Source organism: uncultured Bacteroides sp., assembly GCF_947632445.1.
In the GTDB taxonomy this organism is placed as follows: domain Bacteria; phylum Bacteroidota; class Bacteroidia; order Bacteroidales; family Bacteroidaceae; genus Bacteroides.
Genome location: NZ_CANRPM010000025.1, coordinates 1 through 22489 on the forward strand (window position 1 = coordinate 1; position 22489 = coordinate 22489).

Genomic DNA, 22489 nt, shown 5'->3' on the forward strand with positions numbered 1-22489 from the left:
TTAGGGTGACACAAAATTATAAAATACTATGCATAAGACAATTATAAATGTGGCTGATTTTAAGTGACGAAGTCAGGCGGAGTACATTTTCCGACCGGAAATTTCCATTATAATTTTTAAGACATGCAATTTCCATGCGGAAATTCCCCTTTTTAATTTCGGATAGACCGATTTCCATACGGAATTTGCATTTTTTGATTTTGGATAGGGCGATTTCCATGTGGAAATTGCAGTATTAAGAATAAAAAGGCTATTCCCATACGGAAATAGTCTTTAAAAAAAATGTATTAATGGATTTTCTTCGGGGAAACCGGCTTTCGGAGCGGGAAATGCCCCCTTTCGCACATCACACAATAAAACGGAAAGACTGTAACACGTACCGATCCATCCACGAGGTGAATTCGCCTGCCGTAATCTGTGGCAAACGTGTCTGCCGGAACACTTCATGATAGGCCTCAGCCATTTTCTCATCCGCAAACCGAGTTGCATGACGCAAAATCGCGTCCTTATCCCACTGCCGACTTAACGCTTGCTGCATACCCATTGCCAAGGCATCATCCGTGCGCTCGTCGATGCCCAGCAAGGCGTCGGGCGAAGCAATGTCCTTGTAAGCATCAATATCCGAGAAACACACTCCCGGCACCCCAAAGCGAAATCCTTCTATCAGCGAAAGCCCGAAACCTTCGTCCTTGCTGGCCAGTACCACCAAGGCGGCCTGCTTCATCCAGGCATACACTTCGGGCCGGGTCAGTACTCCCGTGAATATCACCTGTTTCGTCAGTCCACACGCCTCCGCCTTACGCTGCAAGCGCCCGTCCATGCAGTCCTTCCCGATGAGACATAAGGCATGGTGCTTTCTCATTTCCTCGGGCAACAGGCTATACGCCGCCAGTGTTTGCCACTGATTTTTTCGGTCGGACAAGTTGCCGGCTGAAACAATGCACCCCCGTATGCCATTTCCTTCCGGCCGCACAAATACCGGGGGCAGCGCATTAAGCACCACCTTCATATTGTCGGACAAACGACCATAGCATTGCGCCAGCCGGTTGCGTGTACCACTGCTGACAAAAGTCACCTCTGTGCCTTGCTGCACCAGCAGTTTCAGAATATTCTGCTCCACATAGGTGCCGAAATCGGCATGCAGAAAAGAAAATATCCCGTGCAGACTGACTGTAAACGGCACCCCGCAGCGCAAAGATGCCAGGATAAAGGGAAATACGGCCGGCATCACGGATTGTACGGACACTACATCAGGCCGCACGCTGCGAATTAAGTATTCATTAAACCCCGTGCTTATTGCATATTTAGCTATCTTGTAACGCTCGCCCGCTTTCAGCTTCTGCAAGGTCAGTGCATAGCGCACTGCTCTCCACCAGTCGTGCAGGCGCGAATGCCTAAGCAGACTTCCCAGCGAACGAGGCAGCAGCCTGTAGCCGGCCACTTCCGTTGTCAGTCCTGGGTGTAACAGGCTGGAAGCCGACACATACACCTCGTCGCCCCGCGCCGACAGCGCACAGGCAATCTGGTTTACCATCAACGAAAAGCCCGTATTGTAGCTGCGTACCACGCCATTGGGTGTAATGTCTGGAGTTAAAATCAAAATTCTCATGATGTTTATCTAAACAGATTTATGAAATATTAGGTCAAACATGATTATCTCCACGCTACAGGAACGAGGCCACCGTTTCCTCCAGTACGCCGTTATCGGCCAGCAGTTTCTCCACAAATTCACGGAAAGCGCCCTCCCCGCCTCTGGCTTGCGTTATGTAATGTACTTCACGCTTCACGTAGTCCGGCGTATTGGCGGGCGACGCACTGAAACCCACCTTTCGGAGCAGGGGCAGGTCGTTGAGATCATCGCCGATGAAAGCCACTTCATCAAGCCCGATGCCCAGACTGCGACACAGCGTTTCGGCCTGCGCCACTTTGTCTTTCACGCCCAGATAGCAGTGTGAAATCTTCAACTTTTCGGCCCGACGCTGCACAATGGGCGTAGCCTCGCCCGTCAAGATGGCCACCGGAATATTCAGTCTGCGCAGGAAGAGAACGCCCCAGCCGTCTTTCACACTGAAGCGCTTCATCACGTCGCCCTCTGCCGTATAATACATGCCGCCGTCCGTCCAAACGCCGTCGATGTCGGTAATCACTAATTTTGGTAACATGGTTTCTGTTTTTTTCTTATTTACAATCCTTTTCTCTCCCCCAGTTTTCCTCTGTGTCCGTCCAGCCATCCCAGCCACAAAGCTCTCAGTTTGGCTATCTTTCTGTCTTCATATAACAATATGAACACCACACGCTTATACAAATGATAGCGCAAATGGGCCTTCAGGTTGATAGACTCAGGATAAAGCCGATGCAGCACGATGCCATTGCGTACATTATAATAAGTTCGAGGGGGGGGGTATTCATTGGGAAAAACTTCCTTACCCAACAGCCGGCGCCTGCGCTTCTGATATCCCAGGTCGTGCTGAAGTAAAATGTTCTTGAAACACAATGTCGGTATCTGATGCCGCGCCGCCCGCCAGCAAAACTCACCATCAATACCCCATACAAACAAGTCGGACATAAATCCGCCCAATTTATCAAAAAGAGAAAGCGGGTAAAGGCTTCCCGAAGTCATGGCTGAAGGAATTTTCACAACCGCATCCTCCACCGGATACAGCGGCGCCTGTTGCGATTTGATAAAATAATTTGTCGAGAAGATAGCACAAGCATCCGCACCATAATTACGGACTGCCTCCAGATAACGCAGGAAGTCATCGGACGCAAAACTGCTGTCTTGGTCGAAAGTAATTAGATGAGTAAAACCATGCTGCCGTGCATAATCGACAGCCGCATTTAATGCCGTCCCTATGCCAGCATTGCTCCCATAGCCCATATAGACGGACTTTTCAAGAGCCTGAAACGCCTTTTGTCGTTCCTTATCAATATGATTATCGGGTGTGTTGTCCCACAACAGCAGACAATCCACCCCGGACAAATAAGTTTTTATATTAGCCAATACGGCTTCATTCGGGTAATAGAGGACAACCACAGCCAGTAGTTTCATTTTCAAGAGGTATTTATTTCGACTTGTGGTCGGTCATTCAATGTCCTTCGGATATACAATCTCGTTGCGGGGGATGAAATTCTTCGCCCGACGGCCCGTCACCCGGTCGCGCTCGGCCCATTTGAAACCGTCACCGGGGCTGAGCAAGTGAAGATCGGCCTCTGTAATGACGTCACCAGGGTGCAGGTCGCGGCGCGTAGCAATGGAACGCTCCAACTTCACCCTGGCAGCCGAGACGGCAGGGTCGATGCAGAGTTCCTCGCGGCCCAGCCAGCGCTCGGCGATGCGGATGTCGCGTATCATGCGGTTCACACCGTCCGGGCCCAGCGAGCCTTGCTGGTCGGTGCCCTTCATGCGGCGGTCGATGGTGATGTGCTTCTCAATGATTTCCGCACCCATACCGACGGCTGCCACAGGTGCGGCGATGCCGATGGTGTGATCGGAGAAGCCGATGGTGTATTGACCGTAATGTTTCTTCAAGAAAGTGATGGTACGCAGATTCAGATTGTCCGGCGCGGTGGGATATTGCGATACGCAGTGTAGGATAGCAATGTCGTCGTGGTGGCGTGTGATGACTTCCAGCGCATCGTCCAGTTCCCTGCAGCCCGCCATGCCGGTGGACAGGATAAGGGGGATTTTCGTTTCCGCCATTGCCTCCAGCAGGGGCAGATTGGTCAGGTCGCGACTGGCCACTTTCAGGCGGTCCGGCGTAAACAGTTTCAGCAGCGAAAGGCAGCCTTTCGAACAGAGCGTCTCCACGAAATCCAGCCCCAAGGACTTGGCATGCTTGTAGACCTCGAAATGTTCCTCGTCGGTCAGTTCCAGAAACGCACGATGCTCACCGTAGGTTCGGCCGAAAGAATGGGGCGAGTTATAGGGGCGGTTCATCTGCGAATCGGTAAGTTCTTCGCTCAAATCGCGCTTCGTCATCTTCACGGCGTCCATCGGGCGCAGGGCAATGTCGAATACTTCCTCGCGCACGGGTCGCGACACCAGGTCGACAATCAGCTTGGCTATATCAACAGAACCGTTATGGTTCTGTCCGATTTCTCCAATAATATAAGTACTCATTGTTTCATTATTTTTCGTTACGGGCAATGTTCTCCAGCATTTTCTTCCGATATTCGGGATGTGCCTCCACCAGCTTCAGCAGGGCATGCAGACTGCAATCGGTCTGCTCCTGCCATTCGGCATAAAGACGCTGAAGTAGCAGGAAATCGTCCGGCGTGTCCAGCGTGAAGCGCAAATCGAACCGTCCCTCCAGTTCTTCAGGCAGAGGCAAAAGTCTGACACGGAAATCGGCAGGGTGAGTATAAAGGTAAATCGTGACATGCTCAATGTAGAGTTTCTCCTGTGTGAGCGATGCGGCCCGACGCAACGCATCCGTTGTGGTGAGTTCGGCAAACAGTCCCAAGTGAGATTTGATGGTGGGTCGTCCGTCGGTAAAGCCGTAGGCGACGTAGTCGGCCGGCATCTCGTCGGCAGCATTGAAAAAAGCCCGGAAAGTATCGGGACGCAGGAAAGGATTGTCCGAACAGACGCGAATGAAACGGTCGAGACCGAATGCTTCGGCAGCACGGATGAAGCGGTCGAGCACATTGTCCTCGTCGCCGCGGAAACAGTCGATACCAGCCTCGCGGGCCACTTGCTCCAGTACGTCGTCCTGCGGGCGGACGGTTGTGGCCAGTATTACACGCCGGTCGGGGCAGGCTCGTCGGATGCCGTCGATAAGAATGTCGATGATACGCTGTCTGCCATAGAAGGGGAGCAATATTTTGTTGTGCAAACGAGTGGATCCGGTGCGTGCCTGGATGATAATACCGTCTTTCATATCTTCATCCGTTTGAAGGCATCAATGTAACTGCCCTGGGTGACGTTAATGATTTCCTTGCCTAAGCTGCGTGCGTAAGCCTCAAGCACGAAGTAGGACTTGAAAGCCACGTACATGTGATAGAGGATGGTGTAGAGACGCGCGCTATGCAGGTTCTCTTGGGACACAGGAGCTGCCTGCGACTTGTTCTGGTCGTAAAAATGTTTCTGATGCATCAGCACCACGTTGTCATCTGTCACGCGGATTTCGGGCAACCACGAGTGGTCGGCTCCCGCCAGATAAATGCGCTGGAAAGGCAGACGGAGAGCTATGGCGATGGAGGGAATCAGCACGTTGTGTGGACGGGGCACACCCCATCCCTTGCGGAACACTCGGTTGCAGAAGGGTTGGAAGCCTTCGACGGGCGTAGTGTTGTAAATGCAGAGTTTGATATGGGGATTGCCGGCCAGAAGTGGTTGCCAGTCCTTGTTTTTCAACGCCCGCGAAGGAATAAAGAAGTGCATGTCCCATGTAGTCTTCTTAGCCAGGGTGCCGAAGAGCTGCTCACGCTTCTCAGGCACAATCCAAAAGAGCGGATCGGCTATCAAGTAGAGTTGGGGGCGTAATTGCTCGAACAGAGGCGAAGTGACGCAAAAGTTGACCGCCATCAGCGTTTTCCCCTGCACAAATTCAGCCGATTCTTCCACTGTCTTCTTCAATGAAGGGCCATTGGCCAGTATCAAAAGCTCGTCCGTCTCTCCGAAACACGAGGGTAGCGGCGTGCTCCGTCTCGACTGCAATGCGATTTTCACCAAGCTCATGAAGCACTGCCAAAGCGACTCCAACCATTTCAATCCTTTTTCATCCATTAGTATGTCATGTTAGAATAAGCGATGCAAAGATACAGAGTTTGCCATTTACAGACTAAAAAAAACGGGGACTTTTATATCCGAAATCACTATAAAAGCACTACTTTTGCCGCAACAATTCGGAAAAGTCACATGAGAGTTCTGTTAATCAATACATCCGAACGCATCGGCGGCGCCGCCGTAGCTGCCGGCCGCCTGACGGAAGCCCTGAAGAACAACGGCATCAAGGCCAAGATGCTCGTGCGCGACAAGCAGACGGAACAGATAACGGTCGTCGCCCTGCGTCGCAGCTGGAGGCTGATATGGAAATTCGTGTGGGAACGCTTTGTCATCTGGAAGGCCAACCGCTTCAAGAAGAACAACCTCTTTGCCGTAGACATCGCAAACGCAGGCACCGACATCACTTCTCTGCCCGAATTCCAGCAGGCCGACATCATCCACCTGCATTGGATTAACCAGGGCATGCTCTCTCTGAGAAACCTTGAAAAGATATTGGCCTCGGGAAAACCCGTCGTTTGGACGATGCACGACATGTGGCCCTGCACCGGCATCTGTCATCACGCACGCGAATGTGAAAACTATCGGCAGGAATGCGGTTCGTGCCCTTTCCTTTATGGGGACGGTCATCGGCACGACCTCTCCCATCGCGTCTTCCGCAGGAAACAGCGACTCTACCACGACTATCCGCTAACCTTCGTCACGTGCAGCCACTGGCTGGAGGAAAAAGCCCGTCAAAGCGCACTGACTACGGGACACCGTATTGTCTGTATCCCCAATCCACTGAACACCAATCTGTTCAAACCACATGACAAAGCCACTGCCCGCGAACGCTTGAGACTGCCTTCGGACAAACAACTCATCCTTTTCGGTTCCGTTAAAATCACAGACAAACGCAAGGGCATTGATTATCTGATTGAATCGTGCAACATATTGTCAGACAAGCATGTCGAACTGAAAGACCGGCTGGCCGTCGTCGCTTTCGGCAAACAATCCCGACTGTTGGCCGACTTGCTTCCTTTCAAGGTCTACCCACTGGACTTCGTACTGGATGAACACCGGCTGGTGGACATCTATAACGCCGTCGACCTCTTCGTCACCCCCTCGCTGGAGGAGAACCTGCCCAACACCATCATGGAAGCGATGGCCTGCGGCACACCCTGCGTAGGCTTCAATGTGGGCGGCATCCCCGAAATGATAGACCACCTGCACAACGGCTATGTGGCCCGATACAAATCGTCCGACGATTTCGCCAACGGCATCTATTGGGCCCTGACCGACCCCGATTACCCCAGCCTCTGCGAACAGGCCTGCCGCAAGGTAGTCAGCCACTATTCAGAAAGCATCGTGGCCAAACGATACATCGATCTTTATAACAAGGTGACCGGAAAAAATGCATAACCATCCCACTCCGAAATTCAGCATCATCACCGTCTGCTACAATGCCGAGGCAACCATCGAGGACACCATTCAGAGTGTCATCTCGCAGACCTATCATCACGTGGAATACATCATCGTGGACGGTGCTTCGAAAGATGGGACGCTGGACATCGTGAACCGCTATCGCGCACATATCGCCGTCATCGTCAGCGAACCCGACAAAGGCCTTTATGACGCCATGAACAAGGGCATCGGTCTGGCTACGGGCGACTATCTATGCTTTCTCAATGCGGGCGACAGCTTCCACGAAGACGACACCCTGCAACAGATGGTACATTCCATTCACACTCTCCGATTGCCCGATGTGCTCTACGGCGAGACGGCACTGGTAGACCATGAAGACCACTTCCTGCGCATGCGCCGCCTCTCAGCCCCCGAAATACTGACTTGGAAAAGTTTCCGCCAGGGTATGCTCGTCTGCCACCAAGCTTTCTTCCCCAGACGCGACCTCGTGATGCCTTACGACCTCCGCTACCGCTTTTCGGCCGACTTCGATTGGTGCATCAAGATTATGAAGAAGTCGAAGGTGCTCCACAACACCCATCTTACCCTCATCGACTACCTGGCTGAAGGCATGACGACGCGCAATCAAAAGGCTTCGCTCAAAGAGCGTTTCCGCATCATGGCCCGCCATTACGGCTGGATAAGCACCATTGCCTTCCACCTATGGTTTGTTTTACGTCTGCTGCTGAAGAAGTAAAACTCAAAGAAAACCTCACTCTTCCCACCTAATAATAGGCGAGTTCTTGCCGCTTAGAGCCCGCCTCCATACCCCTACACAATAATACATGAAGGATAGAAGAATTTTTATTAAACATGAAGTGCACCTCATATAGGTGTTATCAAATAGAAAATATTATCTTTGCAGCGTCTTCCCTTTGAACATTATAAAGTAAAAGAGAAGGCGGACATATTTGAAAAACGTTTTCGAACGTATTCTTCTACAAGTGAATTCTCGCAAAATTTACGAAAAAAAGAAGAAACGCAACGGAACGTCTACCTCGTATGTGTTATAGAGCATGCCAAGTTTTGGTATGTTCAGTAATAGCGTATATGGGCGTGGGTTGTTCGTGTTGCTTATCCTTTTTTTCGGGGCAATGCGAGAAGCCTACTTGTGGGATAAGTATATGCGGACTCCCACGTTTCTTCATTATGCCTGTATCAGAAGTTATAATTAACCGCCGGATATGGGAGTTACACGGCACCATTCTTCACGATGAAACCTATTGGTATCCTAATTAAGGAAGAATTAGAGAGACAGGAGCGAAGTATCACTTGGTTTGCACACAAACTTTCTTGCGACCGCTCCAATGTTTATCGCCTATTCCAGAAAGAGAGCATTGATACAAATCTTCTCTCTCGGATTTCACTTCTTTTAGGCAGAGATTTCTTCTCTGACTTATCTGAGTATATAAAACAAAAAGGATTGTCGCACGATTCGCAATAAATCTGTGTCATTCCTGCAACACTATTATGCCTTCTTCTTTACTTCTTTGTCATACTTTTGCAGAAAATTAATTAAACATTATAGAATATGAAAACAATGAAGTATTTATCTATGCTGCTGATAATGGTGGCAATGAGCGTATGTATGACGAGCTGTGGAGATGACGATGATGAACCAGTAAAGGGAAACAGTTCGCTTGTCGGAACATGGGAATCACAAGGCTTTGTATACGGGGGTTATGAGTGTACTCTAAGAGTGGAGTTCAAATCCAACAATAAAGGTACGATGAGCCTTATTTATGATGATATATCTAAGAAGCCTGATCATGGTAACTTTGAATACATAAAAAGGGAGGATTCGGAGGGTAAGACGTATTTAAAAATAATATGGGAGTCGCCTGTCTATGAGCAGACAATGGGCGGTCTTTATGTAGCAAATAAAGAATATGAGATAAGCGTAACGCCAACTTGGTTGGTATGGGAACGCAAAACTTATGTACGTAAGTAACGTGAGTTCGACATAAATCAAAAGATAGCCGGTTGCCCGTCATTGATAAAGTTCACTTCAATGGCGGGTTTCTTTTCAAAGTAACAACAGGCCGCGATAGCTGACAATGAATCGGCAATGAAACGTCTATTTCCTTCCGCTGCCACGCAGCACTTCCTGAAGTCCCGACGCAGTGCTTTGTGAGGGTGTCATGCAGTGCTTTATGAGGAAGTGACGAAGCACTTCGTCAGAGGGTCAGCAAGCACAGCAAAAGAGCCGAACCGTTTGCTTTAAAAAGCCATCTTCCCTTTCATAGAAAGCAATGTTCTGCACGAAGAAAAGCATTGTTTCCCACAAAAGAAAGCAATGCTTTTCCGGCTGACAATGTCCGATACGAAAAAGGACACATTCCCCTGAAGCTATAAAGAAGAGTCGCAACCCAGCAACGTGCGCAACTCTTTCACGCCCTCAGAAGCTCCCTTCTGGATAACGTGTATCGGGCGTGCACTATGCGTATCCACCGGCTTGGGATCTATAAGGTAGACTTCGGCACGGGCAGGCACATAATGAAGTAACCCTGCGGCAGGATAGACGTTCATCGACGTACCGATGATAACGAAAATGTCGGCCTGCTTCACGTAGTCGATAGCTACCTCAATCGTGGGCACGGCCTCGCCGAACCACACGATGAAGGGGCGCAGAGGGCTGCCGTCGCCCGCACGGTCGGTGGCACGGGTTTCATACTCTTCAGGCTTCAACTCCTTGATGTAGCGTGGATTATAGGGATCTCGGCTTGAGCACATCTTCGTCAGTTCGCCATGCAGGTGGACGACTTTCGTACTGCCCGCCCGCTCGTGCAGGTTATCAATGTTTTGGGTGATGACGGTCACATTGAAATCCTTTTCCAGCTGCGCCACGCCGACATGCCCTTCGTTGGGCTTCACGTCGAGCAACTGCTTGCGCCGCTCGTTATAAAAGTTGATGACCCGTTCGGGATTGCGTGCATAGCCTTCGGGCGTGGCCACCTCCTCCACAGGATAGCGATCCCACAGGCCGCCTGCATCGCGGAAGGTGCTGATACCACTTTCGGCGCTCATGCCTGCACCCGACAATATTACCAGATTTTTCATATCCAACTCCTTTCTTTAAGCATTTACACACCAAAGATAGGAAAAGAATATCCAAATTATCACATAAATAAGAAATTTTAAATACTGCAAACTGTTAACATTCAAATAAAACCTGTATTTTTGCAGGTCATATAAAAAGAGTTATGGACAAATTCAGTTATGCAATCGGCTTGGGTATAGGTCAGAATCTTTTAAGTATGGGTGCCAAAGGCATTTCAGTAAATGATTTTGCACGCGCTATCAGTGATGTGCTGAACGGAACTCCCACGGAAATCACTCATGCCGAAGCACGTGAAATCGTAACCAAATACTTCGAGGAAATGGAAGCCCGCAATGCCGAAGACGTGGAGAAAGGGAAGAAATTCCTGGAAGAAAACAAACGGCGTCCGGGCGTAGTAACCCTGCCCAGCGGCCTGCAATACGAGGTGATTAAGGAAGGCAACGTAGGCCGCTATGCCAAGATAGACGACCGGGTGCAGTGTCACTACGAGGGAACCCTTGTCGACGGCACTCTCTTCGACAGCTCCATCAAGCGTGGCCAGCCTGCCACATTCGGTGTCAACCAGGTAATTCCCGGCTGGGTTGAAGCTCTCCAACTGATGCCCGAAGGCGCCAAATGGAAACTCTACATCCCCAGCGAGCTGGGCTACGGCGCACACGGAGCCGGCGAGATGATACCGCCCCACAGTACGTTGATCTTCGAAGTGGAACTTCTGAAAATTTTATCCGACAAATAATAAATTATAAATTAAATAAGAGAAAACATGAAAAAAGTAACATTTATGATGACGCTGGCTGCCGTCGCAGCCTTAACGTCTTGTACGGCTCAGGCTCCTAAAGCCAACCTGTCAACAGACATCGACTCACTTTCTTATGCTATCGGTATGGCCCGTACCGAAGGTCTGGATCAATTCCTGATGCAGCAAGGCATTGACAGCACCCAAATGACCGAATTTATCAAAGGCTTCAATGAAGGTGCCGCTAAAATCGACAAGGAAGATGTAGCCTATATGGCTGGTATGCAGATAGGCCAGATGGTCAGCAAACAGTGGGTGGAAGGCTTCAACCAACAGATTTTTGGCAACGACTCCACACAGAGTATCAGCCGTGAGAACCTGCTTGCAGGTTTCGTTGCCGGCGTAGTAGGCAAAGGCAAGATGGACAAAATGTTCGCACAGGGCTATATGCAGAGCCAGATGGAAGTGGTAAGAGAAAAAGCACTGAAAAAACAATATGCTGATGTCATTGCAGAAGGAGAGAAATTCCTGGAAGAAAACAAGACGAAAGAAGGCGTAGTGACAACGGAAAGCGGCCTGCAATACAAAATCCTGACCAAAGGTACAGGTGAAATCCCCGCCGACACCAGCTATGTACAAGTAAACTACAAGGGTACATTGATTGACGGCACCGAGTTCGACAGTTCCTACAAGCGTAAAGACAAGGATGGCAAGTCACAGCCTGCTACCTTCCGCGCCAACCAAGTAATCAAAGGATGGACCGAAGCACTGACCATGATGCCTGTAGGCTCCAAGTGGGAACTCTACATCCCCTACGACCTGGCGTACGATTCAAAAGCCAGCGGTGCAGACATCAAACCGTTCTCTACCCTGATCTTCGAAGTAGAATTGGTAGGTATCGACAAAAAGAAATAAAGCTCCGAAGACATTCGGACAGAATAGCAATGAAGCGGATGGAACAAATGCTGCAAAAAAGTGGTTCCATCCGCTTCTTTTTTACTTTCCTCTATTTTTCTCGGCTTTATTATAGATAAAATTAAAATAAAGTCCTATATTTGCTTACTATTTGATAACAACAAGTAATTTACAAACGTATATTATGGAAAAAATAGACAATTTGGACCGTCAAATTTTGGAAATCATTTCTCAAAATGCCCGTATCCCTTTTAAGGACGTGGCTGCCGAGTGCGGTGTATCACGCGCCGCTATCCACCAACGCGTACAGCGCCTGATTGACTTGGGTGTCATTGTAGGCTCCGGCTACCACGTAAATCCCAAATCGCTGGGATACCGCACCTGCACTTACGTGGGAATCAAGTTGGAGAAAGGCTCCATGTACAAAACCGTAGTAGCCGAGCTGAACAAAATACCGGAGGTTGTTGAATGCCATTTCACCACAGGCCCTTATACCATGCTGACCAAAGTATATGCCCGTGATAACGAACACCTGATGGATCTGCTGAATAACAAGATGCAGGAGATACCTGGCGTCACGGCCACTGAGACACTGATTTCATTGGAACAGAGTATCAAGAAAGAGATTCCTATCTGCCAAGAATAGTCTATATCTGTTTCCATGGTGACGGGCAGTACGGATCATCATATCGGCATGCTCCTTTTGCCATGGAAACTCTATCCTCCAAATTGCATTATGGAGTTTCTAAGCAAATTTGGTCTTTCAGGCCTTTTCATTGGTTTCTGCACCTTTTTGATCATCGGTCTTTTTCATCCTGTCGTAGTGAAAGCTGAGTATTATTGGGGTACACGTTGCTGGTGGATATTTCTATTGTTGGGTTTGGCAGGTGTTGCAGCTTCTATGTACGTAGACAACATTCTGTTCTCTTCCCTGCTGGGGGTATTTGCCTTCTCCTCTTTTTGGACTATCAAAGAAATATTCGAACAGGAGGAACGCGTCAGGAAAGGTTGGTTTCCCAAAAATCCCAAACGGAAATACGACTTCTAAGCCCGAAGGAAGCGTATTTTTTCTCCGTTCCCTTGCATAATTCAACGGAATGTGCTAATTTTGCATCGCTATCTCCGAAAGGATACAGCGGACTTGTAGCTCAGTTGGTCAGAGCAACAGACTCATAATCTGGAGGTCCCAGGTTCAAGCCCTGGCTGGTCCACACTAAAAATCAAGGAGTTGCGAATTTCGCAACTCCTTTTTTCTTGCCCTTGCGTAAACAATGCGTAAACAAACTGTTTGTGAGTTGAACGTATTTACATATAGAGTTTCGATGATGCCCATGCAATCCTGTAATATCTTTACCCGAAGTTTTGTTAGTGTGACGACACTTTACGATTAAATAAACTCAAATATACTCCATTTGTATATTGATTTACAGAATAATGTTATAACTTTGCAAATGCAATGCATTTATGGCGAGCCATGACCAAGAGGTGCTCTTTCCTAATAAAGAAAAGTGGGTTTGTCTAACCTTCGTGGGAGGGTCATCCCATTCCGATGAATCGAAGCGTAGAGGGAGTATTAGTCGGAGAATACTCTATTTCAAACAATACGTGAGAGTTACTTCAGGGGTTGAGACCGATTAGCAGAAGCCCGGTTACCAGTCAGCGACAGAAAACAACAAGATTGCACCGCTGCATATAACGACAATGTTTTTATCTGTCAAAGGATAGGGACTCTGTGGTTATATGCAGCGTTTTGTATATGTACGCCTCACATTGCAAAGCGGCTGTATTCAGAGGTTATGTTGAACATAAACAATGAATGCAGTGGAAAAATTAACCAAGTCATTGTCTCTTTTCAAAGAGCGTAACTGTTCTGTCTCTATCGTGTTGGATTCACGTACCCGTAGGAAAAATGCGTATGAGTTCCCTTTATCCCTACGCTTCACGATAGACCGCAAGTTCTTCTACTTTGCAGTTGGAAGCTCTTTTACTGAGAAAAAGTTCTCGGACATCTGCAATGCGACGAAATGTAAAAGCGAGAACTACAAACTTCAGAAGGAGTGGAAAGATACCATTGTCCCCAAGTACAAAGAAATCTTGATGAATCTGAACAAAGGCGGCATCCTGACATTTGAAATGGTACGTCAATGTATCATGGGTGAAGAAGTGGTGCTATTCAAAGAGGACACAACCCAATCACAATCCTTTATTAGTATATGGGAGCAAATCATTCACGAATTGCGTACAGAAGACGGAGGAGCACGTTTCACCACGGCAGAGAGTTATGAGTGTTCTCTCAAATCATTCAGAAAGATACTCGGAACAGATGTGGTCAAGGGATTCTGTATCAGTGCCGCAGAAATCCAGAAATGGAAAGAGGGGATGCACAATGGAGTGAAAGATGAAAATGGGGCAATCATTGGAAAAATCAGCGATACTACGGCAGGAATCTATCTGCGCTGTTGCCGTGCTGTATGGAATCGGTGCATACACGAGGGCTTCCTTAAAGATGTTCCTTACCCTTTCTCTAATAAGAAGGAGAAGGGGCTTGTAAGCATACCCAAGAGTGCGAAGCGCAAACAGAGTTTCTTGAACGTTAGTCAGATGACGGAACTCTACAATCTTTTTGTCTCGAAGAAATACCCCGAACACTGGTCGGAAGACTATGTGAAACGCGCACATTATTCATTGGGACTTTTCCTTGCCCAGTACCTGTGCAATGGCTTCAATATGGCTGATGCCGGACGATTGACTTACGATAATTACTATTATCAGACAGATGGCAAGGCTTTTCGCTTCAACCGAAAGAAAACTTCCCGAAGAAGTGCTGACGGTTCCGAGGTAATAGTTCCCATCATCCCTCCTTTACAATATGTGTTAGACGAAGTGGCGGCACCTCCGACTCGGGGCGGTCTGGTTTTTCCCCATATATTAAAAGGTGCGGAAACAGAAGAACTGCGCCGTAAATACACCATGCAAGAAAACTCAAATGTAAAAGACCGCATCATCAAGATATGCCATGAAGCACTGCACTGGGACAAGTCCATCCGTCCGTCCGGTACATGGTGTCGTCACTCGTTTGCCACCAACCTGCATAATGCAGGGGTAGATATGGATTATATCTCTGAAAGTATGGGGCATTCATCTTCCGACCATGCAATCACCCAAATATACATTGAACATTACCCTCTGGAAATTCAGATGGAGAATAACTCAAAGCTGTTAAACTTGGAAGAATCTTCTGCAAGGGATGTGTTGTTGGCGAAACTGGCAAGTATGTCCACGGAAGAATTGGCCAAATTGTTTACACGATAATACGACTTTGAAGATGATAAATTTCATAGAGAAAATAAGTGACTACTTCAAGAGGAAAGATCACGCAGATATGGCTATTCATGCATGGAAATCAGCTCATGAAGAGTCGTATGCCGATTTCTGTAAACGCATGGACGCTGTAGGCAAGGGGAACTTATCTGTTTTGATGGATATATACCAGATGATGCGGGATTGTACACCGTCCGAAGCCTTAATGCTGTATAACTGGCTTTCTGATTTCATGAATGGCAAAGATGTACAGAATATAGCCGATCAACAGTGGGCTGGTAGATATACAGATATTATAGCCCAATGTATCACTAACAAACGGCTGTGGATAGGTATCAATGTAAAAACGGGCACAGTAGAGTTACTCACATCTCCAAAGTCAGAACTACTGATGGTTCGTTCTGAAACACCTATTGAAATTTGGAACCGTCTGCCACAGGAAACGAGAGCCTATTTGACAGGACAGTTGGATGTACTCATAAGGAATAGTAAAGGATGCTATCTGATGAGCAAACTGGAAAGAAAGATGGTGTACCAATCCCTGACGTACATCTTACGAATCATTATCCTTTCTCATGCTGTTTTTGTTGGTGGGCTAATGGCTAATCTGTATGATTATGTGATGGAAAAGAAAGAAACATTGGCTTATTGTATGTATTATTTCGTGGTATTTGACCATGGTCTTTCACGTATGGCCAAGTTACTTGACTGCCTGTTGAACAGTGGTGAGGTTGATAATGGCGACATGATTTTGATTAAATCATGCGTTGCTGCTCTTGTAACTCAAAGCATCGAAATGGGGACTGAAAGCAAAGCCGGATGGGAAGATGCTGTGGAAACCTGTAATCCAGAAATATGGAAAGAAGTGATGTTTGCCTTGCGAAAAGTAAAAGGCAGACGGGGAAATCGAAAGGTAGTACAATCACTGGATGATATTCTTACAGGAGATAAGGTGCATATCAAGCAGGGAATCCGTCTTTTTCTTGAAGAGAACACTGAGGACATAAGCCTTGCCTACCTGTTGAAAGCATTGGTAAAAGCAGGAATGGTGAAAGCCTCTATAAGATACATGACATTCCATCGTGCCATAGAGCAGTTCTCCCAACGACATTACGGACACGATATACCACAGAAACGATATGGTGAAATCAAGGATATGACTTTGAACTCGCCTCAGAGAGGAAGCAGTTATACCAAGGCAAAACGAATAATAGACCGATGGTCGGAGTATTTTATCAATAACGGGTAGTTGGAAAATCCAGCTATCCGTATTTTGTCCGCAAACATCTGTTGAAATACGGTCGGTAAAATTAAAGTGTAAATAAACCGACCGATACGCAGAGTTTCATACACCACCTTTGCTTGTGAAATCGGTTTCACAGAGTTGAACCGAGGCTTAAATTATTCAATAATCAAACAAGTAAAGACATGGAAGAAAACTTCAATCTCAACCAGCTACTTCAGAAGCCCATCGCCATGATGACGGGCGAAGAACTTTGTTTTCTTATCACCAAGAGTGTGGAAGCCAGCGAAAAGCCCACTATCCAAACAGCATCCAAAGGCAATTACTATGGGATAGAGGGGATTGCCCGTATTTTCGGATGTAGTGTCCCCACTGCCAACCGCATCAAAAAGAGCGGCATCATAGACAAGGCTATCACACAGATAGGACGAAAGATTGTGGTGGACGCAGACCTTGCGCTGTCTTTGGCAAAGGAATCAGGTGGAATCCGTATTAAAGAGCAGTAGTATGGATGGAATTTGGAAACAGCAGCTGACAACAGACAGCTACGGGAATCCTGTCCGTTCCATCAGTAACCTTAGACTCATTTTTACATCGGACGAAAATTTGAGGTTGATAAAGTACGATACCTTTTGTCAAGACGATGTATGTTTCAGCCCTTTGTTCCGAAATGTTAATGGGAATAAGGTTGATGAGGAATCAGCAGGAAAGATACAAGACTATTTGGAAAGGACATATAGACTGCGTCTGACACAGAATAAAGTCTTTGAGATACTGAAGACCACTTCTTCAGAACGAAGTTTTAATCCTGTACAGGAATTCATCACGCAAGAGACATGGGACGGACAGCCTCGTATAGCTACAACCATCATAGATTATCTCGGAGCTGAGAACAATCCGCTTGTCAGGGAACAGACAAAACTGTGGTTTGTGGCGGCTGTGGCACGTGTATTCTGTCCCGGTTGCAAGTTTGACAACGTACTGACCTTGCCCGGTCCGCAGGGTATCGGGAAAAGCACCTTTTTCAAGACCATCAGTGGAAAGTGGTTTAACGACTCGTTCTCTTTCGCCAGTGGCGATAAGGAGAAAGTAGAAACCATAACCAATGGCTGGATTATTGAAATCAGTGAGTTGAATGGTTTGAAACGGGCGAATGATGCAGAGGCAGCCAAGGCTTTTCTGAGCCGTTGCAGCGACTATATGCGTCCTGCCTACGGACATAAAGTGGTGGAGTTTATGCGACATAATGTCTTTGCGGCTACTACCAATGAGACAAACTTCCTGCAAGGAGACAATGGAAACCGCCGCTGGTGGATAATTCCAGTCAAAGGCAATGGTCATGTATCCGAATGGCTGGATACTCTACAATGCGCTGTTCCCCAACTTTGGGCAGAAGCATACGCCTATTATCGGCAAGGGATGAAACTTTACTTGACAACAGACATGGAATTTAAAGCCAACGAGATACAGGTGCAACATTCCAGCATCCTTGTTGACCCCATCATGGAAGATTTGGAGATGTTCTTGGAGCGTGAGGTACCCATGCAGTATGCAAGTTGGACCATTCCTACCCGACTGGCTTATCAAAAAGGGGCATACTCAGAGCCAAACTCAACAATGACTTCACTCAACATGGTTTGCGCCCGGCAGATTATCGAGGAAATGCCTAATGATTTGGTCAGACGCAATCCGTCCAAATACACTTCGCTATATATCAACCGCCTGATGTCAATGATTCCAAACTGGAAACGGAGCACTCAGGAGAAGGTCAAGGGCTTGCATCCTGCCTATTGCGACAAGACGGGGCGGACAAAACACCCGTGGGTGAGAGTGGGTACACCTAGTGAAAAAGCCTGTACCACATTACCAAGTGAACCGGATTTACCATTCTAAATTTCAAAATAAGGGAAAAGAAAAATATCATGTCCCTTTGTCCCTCTTTCCTTTGAAAAAGAATAAAAACAAAAAAACAGAGAAAAGAGAAAGTTACAGGATATGCTTTGGGACATGGGACAAAATAATTGAAAGCATGAGAAAGGAAGAACTTATCAAACAACTGCAAGAATGTGCTCCGCTACTTGCAAATGCGGTCAGCCACATGGTAGAGTATATTCAAGACCGTTGCCCTGCGGCATATCCGAGCAAAGAACAGACCGAAGCTGTGAACGACTACCTGCACAGTGTACATGCTGATGGAGACGGTAGTATGTCAGAAAAGAATTGCGAACACCGCCGTATCGCCTCACAGAATATCACCATTGCCGCTATCCGCATATTGGACAGCCGACAACTTGACAGGCTGCAAAACGTGCTTGACCATATCGCATACGATAGGGAGTATTATATGCCGGAGAGAGGTTGCGGAATGCACCGTTGATTTTCTCTTTTGGCTGCACCATTTATAAAACACCTTCAAACAGACAGACGATGAAAACAAACTTGAATTATTGTATCGTGCTTTCGTCAGAGCAACTTTCGTATTTGGCAGGAAGCAAGTACGGCATTGACCGCATGAAGATTTTGCACCGACTTATTGAAGCGGCTGTATTGAAAGAAACAAAGTATGCCATCAAAGGTTTTTCCACGACCTTGCAAGTGGGGCAAGCCATCCTTTCTGAGGTGGATTTGTCCAGCAAGTTGGGCTATGACAAAAAGACCATATCCCGTGTGCTTGACAAGATGAACCAGTTGGGAATTGTCGCAACCACGCAGAGTAACCGAACAAGCGTCCACACGCTGAAATGTATATCAGCATGGATGCAAGAGGGCAACCGCATAGACAATCCTTTCTATGTCCGGCTGAAAGACTGACAAGATGAAAGAGAGAATGTGCCTGTTATACCAGAAGAAGGCGAACTGCTTTCCCTTTCTTCTTTCCCTTCTGTTTCAGTTCCTCCACAGCCTGCGGCAGAGGAAGAATCTGATGAGGGTATTCCGACAGATAATATGGCATAACCATATCGGGGAAGCTATGTGTCCGAAGTTGTTGTATATAGTATTGCAAGAAGTTCCTATGTCGCACAAATTCGCTCCGCTTATTCGTACCACATAGGCATATGCCGGCAGTCGCAAGCTCCCACCGTGCTGTCCCTTTTTAATTGATGTTTTACTCATAGCATAACAGAGTATGAAGAAAAAAAAGAATACAGACAAGAAAATCACAAGGCGCATCCTGCGGCTTGAAGCCAGAGTAACGGAACAAGAATACACCCAAGTGGCGGAACTTGCTAAGACCTGTGGTTTGTCTATGAGCGGTTATATACGGCGTACTGCTTTGGGGCAACACCCACGGCAACGGTTGACTAACCGTGAAGTGGAAGCTCTGTGCAGCCTGACGGATGCAAGGGGTGACCTTATCCGTATTGCGGCAGCTGTGAAATCCATTCAAGCGGATAAACGGGCAATCTATTTCAGCGATACCCGGTTTGTGGAGCAATGGATGAGAGCTGCTACTCAGCTTATCAATCGCTGGAGCCAGATAGAAAATTACCTTACTGAATAAATTCCCTCACCTATTATGATAGCAAAAGCCTCCACCATATCGCATGGCGCAAATGCCATAAGATATTCCGTCAACAAGGAGAAAGCAGATATAGTCAAAGCCAATCTCTTGCCCGATAATATCTCACCGGAAGCAATGTACGGACGGATGATGCTCGTACAGAGAAAGTTTGCCGAGAATATCAACAAGGGCAGACCGCTTGGCAGGAATGTAATAAGAATTGAGATTTCCCCATCCGAAGAAGAAAGCCGAGGATGGACAATGAATGATTGGGCAAGTTTGTCAAATGAGTTCATCCGTGTGTTTGATTCCATTGACCTCTCCGGCAAGACCAAACGGGCTTCCTCAAAGCAGACTAACCTCAAAGGTTCGCAATACATAGCCGCCCTGCATCGTGATTCCAAAAGTGGCATTCTCCATCTGCACATTGATGCCAACCGTGTGGACATGGAAGGCAGAATAAACGACAGCCATAAGATTGGTGAGAGGGCTGTCATGGCTGCGAATATCATCAACGAAAGACGCGGCTGGATGCAATCTGAAGAAATAGGCATACGGCATAGGCAAGAAATCTCAGTCTGTTGTATGGAGATACTTCGCAAGATGGACAAATTCAGTTGGAAACAGTATGAAGCAGAACTGACAAAACGGGGCTACAAAGTACATTTGCAAGAGAAAGAAAGTGGCGGTGTTTACGGTTATTCCATCAAACGCGGCAACTCCATTTATAAATCATCGGTGCTAGGTATAGGACGAAGCCTTACCCCATCAAAGATAGAGGCTACTTGGGCGAAACTCCATCCGCAGGAGAGGAAGTCCGAACCGACAAAACCTATTTCCCAACAAACACGGACAGCAGATATTACTCCTATTTCACAGCCTGTGATAAAGCACTACAATATAGCGACAGACGAATATCACAGTTACCATGTGGAGATACCCGAAGCGGCAGACAATATCATCCGACAGAATTGTTCTTTGGAGGAAGCACATCCATTAGCTAAACTGGAAGAAATACAGCACACGGCTCTTTTGCTCTTTGCAGGATATTTGGATGCTGCTACAAGTATGGCGACATCAAGTGGTGGTGGCTCTGATACAGGAGGTTGGGGAAGAGATAAGGACGAGGATGAACTTGAATGGGCGCGTCGTTGTGCAAGAATGGCAAACAGCATGTGTAAACGCAGAAAAGGACTTCACAGATAAATGAACCATTAAAAAGCAAGAATCATGGGAATTAGAAAATCAAACATCACTCCATCAATAAACGTTGATGATATGCTTAAGTCGGCTGAAATAAGCCATGAAATAGAGGCAGAGAAACAAGATGTCGACAAGCTACTTGTAGAAATACGTGAGGCGAAAGAGACTTTATTGAAAATCCAGCAAGACCTTCAGAATGTTATCAAAGCAGAGGATGATGTCACAGTGGCATTAAAGGCTGCTATTGATAGTTCCGACAATATCATCAACGGCATTTGCAATGCGATTGTAAAAGCAGAACGAAACACACAGTTCAAGGCTACTATAAAATCTGAGCATCTTGCTCAGCTTCAACAACTTTTAGATAAAGCTATCGAGACATGGAAGACCATGTTGGAAAATCATTGTTCCAAACAGGCAAAGATGCTAACTGAGCATGAGTTCAATATGCGCAAAATCCTCAGACGGAACGAGGGTATTTGGTTCTCTGACTTTTGGATGAAAGTCTTGGGGATATTTTTGTTCGTTTACACAGTGACATTAGTGCTGGTTGCATATTGTGTTACATGAAACATCATGTGCAATGTAACAGACTGCTACCTGAATGTGTCATGGATTATTTAGAGGATAGTTGACAGGTAATCCTGAGCCTTATCCTATGTGTACAGGCTGGGTATTGAACCCAGCCTGATATTATTTCATCAACACGGCATCATGATATAGTTCTGTTTTCGTTCTCTTTATTAGACTTTATTAATCAAGAGATTCTGGCAGTTCATCATCAAGGTCATTATCACTTTCTGTTGTTTTGGAAGCCACCAGCATATTGGTTATTTCCGTTAAGAACGCAACGTCACTAAAATAATAGTTTGGATCGTTGGCCAACTTGTCTTCAATGTAATCAAAGCCATAGTTGGCATACTCTTCCATTTTCTCCATCATCTTATCAACTACAGTTCTCAATGTAATTTCACCTTTGTCTAATGCAATGAAGTCAATATCAGTTCTTGCAATTAATGCAGCAAAAATATAGCGACGTATATTCCCATATGAGGTTCTGCCGATACGATTCTCAATATTTCCCCAATATTGGATAGCTTGACCGAATACTTTCTTCTTGTCTCTGTCTTCAATCAATGGCTTTGTCCTATTGTGATATAATCCGATAAAGAACGCGATAATGAAAATCTCATAACCTGCTCCAAAAATTTTACCACGAGCTTCCAAGAAGCTACTCACACCTTTTCCATAATCGCAGAATACATCTACGACAGTCGATTGGTAACGTCGTTCCCAAGAGGGATTACGTTTAGCCCATGATTCATATAATGATTCCATTG

Annotated in this window: 23 protein-coding genes, 1 tRNA gene and 2 pseudogenes; 17 read left to right on the plus strand and 9 right to left on the minus strand. The window is 46.9% G+C overall.

Annotation, left to right across the window (positions count from 1 at the left end; translation table 11 throughout):
* Positions 1–346: 346 nt before the first annotated feature.
* The 6 genes from Q0Z70_RS06735 to Q0Z70_RS06760 are packed head-to-tail and all read right to left on the minus strand — an operon-like array spanning position 347 to position 5728.
* On the minus strand, positions 347–1609 hold the full coding sequence (locus Q0Z70_RS06735; RefSeq protein WP_298073351.1) for a glycosyltransferase: 1263 nt from the start codon (positions 1607–1609) through the stop codon (positions 347–349).
* A 55-nt stretch (positions 1610–1664) separates the two neighbouring features.
* A complete protein-coding gene (locus Q0Z70_RS06740) occupies positions 1665–2162 on the minus strand; it encodes an HAD family hydrolase (RefSeq protein ID WP_298073352.1) in 498 nt (165 codons plus the stop codon).
* 20 nt (positions 2163–2182) lie between these two features.
* A complete protein-coding gene (locus tag Q0Z70_RS06745) occupies positions 2183–3049 on the minus strand; it encodes a glycosyl transferase family 2 (protein WP_298073353.1) in 867 nt (288 codons plus the stop codon).
* A gap of 33 nt (positions 3050–3082) precedes the next feature.
* The gene (locus Q0Z70_RS06750; protein ID WP_298073354.1) at positions 3083–4120 is read right to left on the minus strand and encodes an N-acetylneuraminate synthase family protein; all 1038 of its coding nucleotides are present in this window, start codon (positions 4118–4120) and stop codon (positions 3083–3085) included.
* A gap of 7 nt (positions 4121–4127) precedes the next feature.
* Entirely contained in the window at positions 4128–4880 is a 753-nt protein-coding gene (locus tag Q0Z70_RS06755) for an NTP transferase domain-containing protein (protein WP_298073355.1), read from the minus strand.
* Positions 4877–5728 carry a hypothetical protein gene (locus Q0Z70_RS06760; RefSeq protein ID WP_298073356.1) on the minus strand — a complete coding sequence of 284 codons (852 nt, stop codon included), beginning with the start codon at positions 5726–5728 and terminating at the stop codon, positions 4877–4879. The genes Q0Z70_RS06755 and Q0Z70_RS06760 overlap by 4 nt, the downstream gene beginning before the upstream one ends.
* 132 nt (positions 5729–5860) lie before the next feature.
* Between Q0Z70_RS06760 and Q0Z70_RS06765 the strand changes: the two genes are divergently transcribed.
* The 3 genes from Q0Z70_RS06765 to Q0Z70_RS06775 all read left to right on the plus strand — a co-directional run bounded on the left by Q0Z70_RS06765 (position 5861) and on the right by Q0Z70_RS06775 (position 9119).
* The gene (locus Q0Z70_RS06765) at positions 5861–7126 is read left to right on the plus strand and encodes a glycosyltransferase family 4 protein (protein WP_298073357.1); all 1266 of its coding nucleotides are present in this window, start codon (positions 5861–5863) and stop codon (positions 7124–7126) included.
* Positions 7119–7865 (plus strand): glycosyltransferase family 2 protein, encoded by a 747-nt coding sequence (locus Q0Z70_RS06770; RefSeq protein WP_298073358.1) that lies wholly within the window; start codon positions 7119–7121, stop codon positions 7863–7865. Before Q0Z70_RS06765 ends, Q0Z70_RS06770 begins: the two co-directional genes overlap by 8 nt.
* An 834-nt stretch (positions 7866–8699) precedes the next feature.
* A complete protein-coding gene (locus Q0Z70_RS06775) occupies positions 8700–9119 on the plus strand; it encodes a hypothetical protein (protein ID WP_298073359.1) in 420 nt (139 codons plus the stop codon).
* A 17-nt stretch (positions 9120–9136) separates the two neighbouring features.
* On the opposite strand, the pseudogene Q0Z70_RS06780 reads toward Q0Z70_RS06775, so the two are convergent.
* Positions 9137–9241, minus strand: a pseudogene (locus Q0Z70_RS06780) (IS982 family transposase); the annotation flags it as partial.
* 276 nt (positions 9242–9517) lie between these two features.
* Positions 9518–10228: an NAD-dependent deacylase gene (locus Q0Z70_RS06785; protein ID WP_298073360.1), complete on the minus strand. Its 711-nt coding sequence runs from the start codon at positions 10226–10228 to the stop codon at positions 9518–9520.
* Positions 10229–10371: 143 nt separating this feature from the next.
* Here Q0Z70_RS06785 and Q0Z70_RS06790 point away from each other — a divergent pair, with 143 nt between their 5' ends.
* The 14 genes and pseudogenes from Q0Z70_RS06790 to Q0Z70_RS06855 all read left to right on the plus strand — a co-directional run bounded on the left by Q0Z70_RS06790 (position 10372) and on the right by Q0Z70_RS06855 (position 21719).
* Complete coding sequence (locus Q0Z70_RS06790; protein ID WP_298073361.1) at positions 10372–10965, plus strand: FKBP-type peptidyl-prolyl cis-trans isomerase; 594 nt, start codon at positions 10372–10374, stop codon at positions 10963–10965.
* A gap of 27 nt (positions 10966–10992) precedes the next feature.
* Positions 10993–11880 (plus strand): FKBP-type peptidyl-prolyl cis-trans isomerase, encoded by an 888-nt coding sequence (locus Q0Z70_RS06795; protein WP_298073362.1) that lies wholly within the window; start codon positions 10993–10995, stop codon positions 11878–11880.
* Between the two features lie 184 nt (positions 11881–12064).
* The gene (locus tag Q0Z70_RS06800) at positions 12065–12526 is read left to right on the plus strand and encodes an Lrp/AsnC ligand binding domain-containing protein (RefSeq protein ID WP_298073363.1); all 462 of its coding nucleotides are present in this window, start codon (positions 12065–12067) and stop codon (positions 12524–12526) included.
* A 90-nt stretch (positions 12527–12616) separates the two neighbouring features.
* Entirely contained in the window at positions 12617–12928 is a 312-nt protein-coding gene (locus Q0Z70_RS06805) for a DUF4491 family protein (protein WP_298073364.1), read from the plus strand.
* 89 nt (positions 12929–13017) lie between these two features.
* A tRNA-Ile gene (locus Q0Z70_RS06810) sits at positions 13018–13091 on the plus strand.
* Positions 13092–13692: 601 nt separating this feature from the next.
* Positions 13693–15192 carry a tyrosine-type recombinase/integrase gene (locus Q0Z70_RS06815; RefSeq protein WP_298073365.1) on the plus strand — a complete coding sequence of 500 codons (1500 nt, stop codon included), beginning with the start codon at positions 13693–13695 and terminating at the stop codon, positions 15190–15192.
* Positions 15193–15205: 13 nt separating this feature from the next.
* The gene (locus Q0Z70_RS06820) at positions 15206–16450 is read left to right on the plus strand and encodes a DUF6043 family protein (RefSeq protein ID WP_298073366.1); all 1245 of its coding nucleotides are present in this window, start codon (positions 15206–15208) and stop codon (positions 16448–16450) included.
* Between the two features lie 179 nt (positions 16451–16629).
* A complete protein-coding gene (locus Q0Z70_RS06825) occupies positions 16630–16950 on the plus strand; it encodes a DUF3853 family protein (RefSeq protein ID WP_004323931.1) in 321 nt (106 codons plus the stop codon).
* 1 nt (position 16951) lies between these two features.
* On the plus strand, positions 16952–18337 hold the full coding sequence (locus tag Q0Z70_RS06830) for a virulence-associated E family protein (RefSeq protein ID WP_025081635.1): 1386 nt from the start codon (positions 16952–16954) through the stop codon (positions 18335–18337).
* A 136-nt stretch (positions 18338–18473) separates the two neighbouring features.
* Positions 18474–18821, plus strand: coding sequence for a hypothetical protein (locus tag Q0Z70_RS06835; RefSeq protein ID WP_004323933.1), 348 nt, complete (start codon positions 18474–18476; stop codon positions 18819–18821).
* A gap of 50 nt (positions 18822–18871) precedes the next feature.
* Positions 18872–19399, plus strand: a pseudogene (locus tag Q0Z70_RS06840) (hypothetical protein).
* Positions 19400–19571: 172 nt separating this feature from the next.
* A complete protein-coding gene (locus Q0Z70_RS06845; protein ID WP_298073367.1) occupies positions 19572–19946 on the plus strand; it encodes a hypothetical protein in 375 nt (124 codons plus the stop codon).
* Positions 19947–19961: 15 nt separating this feature from the next.
* Positions 19962–21152: a relaxase/mobilization nuclease domain-containing protein gene (locus Q0Z70_RS06850; protein WP_004323936.1), complete on the plus strand. Its 1191-nt coding sequence runs from the start codon at positions 19962–19964 to the stop codon at positions 21150–21152.
* A gap of 24 nt (positions 21153–21176) precedes the next feature.
* Entirely contained in the window at positions 21177–21719 is a 543-nt protein-coding gene (locus Q0Z70_RS06855) for a hypothetical protein (protein ID WP_007219214.1), read from the plus strand.
* A gap of 183 nt (positions 21720–21902) precedes the next feature.
* Here Q0Z70_RS06855 and Q0Z70_RS06860 read toward each other — a convergent pair whose 3' ends face one another.
* Positions 21903–22487: a hypothetical protein gene (locus Q0Z70_RS06860; RefSeq protein ID WP_004323938.1), complete on the minus strand. Its 585-nt coding sequence runs from the start codon at positions 22485–22487 to the stop codon at positions 21903–21905.
* Positions 22488–22489 lie beyond the last annotated feature (2 nt).

Excerpts from the sequence above, each read along its gene's own strand:
- Q0Z70_RS06735 (WP_298073351.1), bottom strand. The coding sequence starts at position 1,609 with ATGAGAATTTTGATTTTAACTCCAGACATTACACCCAATGGCGTGGTA.
- Q0Z70_RS06740 (WP_298073352.1), bottom strand. The coding sequence starts at position 2,162 with ATGTTACCAAAATTAGTGATTACCGACATCGACGGCGTTTGGACGGAC.
- Q0Z70_RS06745 (WP_298073353.1), bottom strand. The coding sequence starts at position 3,049 with ATGAAACTACTGGCTGTGGTTGTCCTCTATTACCCGAATGAAGCCGTA.
- Q0Z70_RS06750 (WP_298073354.1), bottom strand. The coding sequence starts at position 4,120 with ATGAGTACTTATATTATTGGAGAAATCGGACAGAACCATAACGGTTCT.
- Q0Z70_RS06755 (WP_298073355.1), bottom strand. The coding sequence starts at position 4,880 with ATGAAAGACGGTATTATCATCCAGGCACGCACCGGATCCACTCGTTTG.
- Q0Z70_RS06760 (WP_298073356.1), bottom strand. The coding sequence starts at position 5,728 with ATGGATGAAAAAGGATTGAAATGGTTGGAGTCGCTTTGGCAGTGCTTC.
- Q0Z70_RS06765 (WP_298073357.1), top strand. The coding sequence starts at position 5,861 with ATGAGAGTTCTGTTAATCAATACATCCGAACGCATCGGCGGCGCCGCC.
- Q0Z70_RS06770 (WP_298073358.1), top strand. The coding sequence starts at position 7,119 with ATGCATAACCATCCCACTCCGAAATTCAGCATCATCACCGTCTGCTAC.
- Q0Z70_RS06775 (WP_298073359.1), top strand. The coding sequence starts at position 8,700 with ATGAAAACAATGAAGTATTTATCTATGCTGCTGATAATGGTGGCAATG.
- Q0Z70_RS06785 (WP_298073360.1), bottom strand. The coding sequence starts at position 10,228 with ATGAAAAATCTGGTAATATTGTCGGGTGCAGGCATGAGCGCCGAAAGT.
- Q0Z70_RS06790 (WP_298073361.1), top strand. The coding sequence starts at position 10,372 with ATGGACAAATTCAGTTATGCAATCGGCTTGGGTATAGGTCAGAATCTT.
- Q0Z70_RS06795 (WP_298073362.1), top strand. The coding sequence starts at position 10,993 with ATGAAAAAAGTAACATTTATGATGACGCTGGCTGCCGTCGCAGCCTTA.
- Q0Z70_RS06800 (WP_298073363.1), top strand. The coding sequence starts at position 12,065 with ATGGAAAAAATAGACAATTTGGACCGTCAAATTTTGGAAATCATTTCT.
- Q0Z70_RS06805 (WP_298073364.1), top strand. The coding sequence starts at position 12,617 with ATGGAGTTTCTAAGCAAATTTGGTCTTTCAGGCCTTTTCATTGGTTTC.
- Q0Z70_RS06815 (WP_298073365.1), top strand. The coding sequence starts at position 13,693 with ATGAATGCAGTGGAAAAATTAACCAAGTCATTGTCTCTTTTCAAAGAG.
- Q0Z70_RS06820 (WP_298073366.1), top strand. The coding sequence starts at position 15,206 with ATGATAAATTTCATAGAGAAAATAAGTGACTACTTCAAGAGGAAAGAT.
- Q0Z70_RS06825 (WP_004323931.1), top strand. The coding sequence starts at position 16,630 with ATGGAAGAAAACTTCAATCTCAACCAGCTACTTCAGAAGCCCATCGCC.
- Q0Z70_RS06830 (WP_025081635.1), top strand. The coding sequence starts at position 16,952 with ATGGATGGAATTTGGAAACAGCAGCTGACAACAGACAGCTACGGGAAT.
- Q0Z70_RS06835 (WP_004323933.1), top strand. The coding sequence starts at position 18,474 with ATGAGAAAGGAAGAACTTATCAAACAACTGCAAGAATGTGCTCCGCTA.
- Q0Z70_RS06845 (WP_298073367.1), top strand. The coding sequence starts at position 19,572 with ATGAAGAAAAAAAAGAATACAGACAAGAAAATCACAAGGCGCATCCTG.
- Q0Z70_RS06850 (WP_004323936.1), top strand. The coding sequence starts at position 19,962 with ATGATAGCAAAAGCCTCCACCATATCGCATGGCGCAAATGCCATAAGA.
- Q0Z70_RS06855 (WP_007219214.1), top strand. The coding sequence starts at position 21,177 with ATGGGAATTAGAAAATCAAACATCACTCCATCAATAAACGTTGATGAT.
- Q0Z70_RS06860 (WP_004323938.1), bottom strand. The coding sequence starts at position 22,487 with ATGGAATCATTATATGAATCATGGGCTAAACGTAATCCCTCTTGGGAA.